Source organism: Mesorhizobium sp. M7A.F.Ca.ET.027.03.2.1 (genome assembly GCF_003999175.1).
Classification (GTDB): Bacteria; Pseudomonadota; Alphaproteobacteria; order Rhizobiales; family Rhizobiaceae; genus Mesorhizobium.
In genome coordinates this window covers 1-731 of the sequence record NZ_RZOM01001680.1, presented here as the reverse complement: position 1 = coordinate 731, position 731 = coordinate 1, and the positions used below count along the sequence as shown (strand labels likewise).

Genomic DNA, 731 nt, shown 5'->3' with positions numbered 1-731 from the left:
GAGCCGATCAACACGCGCGATATTCCGGGCTTCTTCCTCAACTACTCCGACCAGGCGCTAGCGCTGATCGATCGCGTCGGCTCGAAAAACCTGTTCCTGCAATACGACATCTATCACATGCAGATCATGGAGGGGGATCTCGCCCGTACCATCGAGGCTAACCTCGGCCGCATCGCGCATATCCAGCTTGCGGACAATCCCGGCCGTCACGAGCCGGGGACGGGCGAGATCAATTTTCCCTTCCTGTACGAGCACATCGACCGCATCGGTTATGCCGGATGGGTCGGGGCGGAATACAAGCCGAAGGCAGGGACGGAGGCTGGGTTAGGCTGGTTTCGGGAGTTGAGCGGGCAGGGCAGTGCTGCGGCTTAGCGGCCAAGGCCCCCTCATCCGGCCCTTCGGGCCACCTTCTCCCCGGTGGGGAGAAGAGACAGGCATCAACGTCGGCATTCTCTTCTCCCCTCGGGGAGAAGGTGGTCGCGCAGCGGCCGGATGAGGGGGCGTTTCACACAAGCGTCAGGAGAATCATCATGGAAACCATCGGCTTCATCGGCCTCGGCATCATGGGCGCGCCGATGGCGGGGCACCTGCTGGATGCGGGCTATCATGTCATCACCAGCGACCATCGCTCCAAGCCGCCGGCCGATCTCGTCGCCAAGGGGCTGAAGACCGTCACCGGCCACGCCGCCGTGGCCAAGGCTGCCGACATCATCATCCTGATGGTGCCCGAC

2 protein-coding genes are annotated in these 731 nt (G+C 63.1%); both read left to right on the top strand.

Annotated elements, in window-relative coordinates; genetic code table 11:
• Nucleotides 1-372 (top strand): TIM barrel protein (locus EN750_RS37320; protein WP_145968330.1); only part of this gene is annotated, 372 nt, incomplete at its 5' end.
• Nucleotides 373-530: 158 nt separating this feature from the next.
• Nucleotides 531-731 (top strand): NAD(P)-binding domain-containing protein (locus tag EN750_RS37315; protein ID WP_189526822.1); only part of this gene is annotated, 201 nt, incomplete at its 3' end.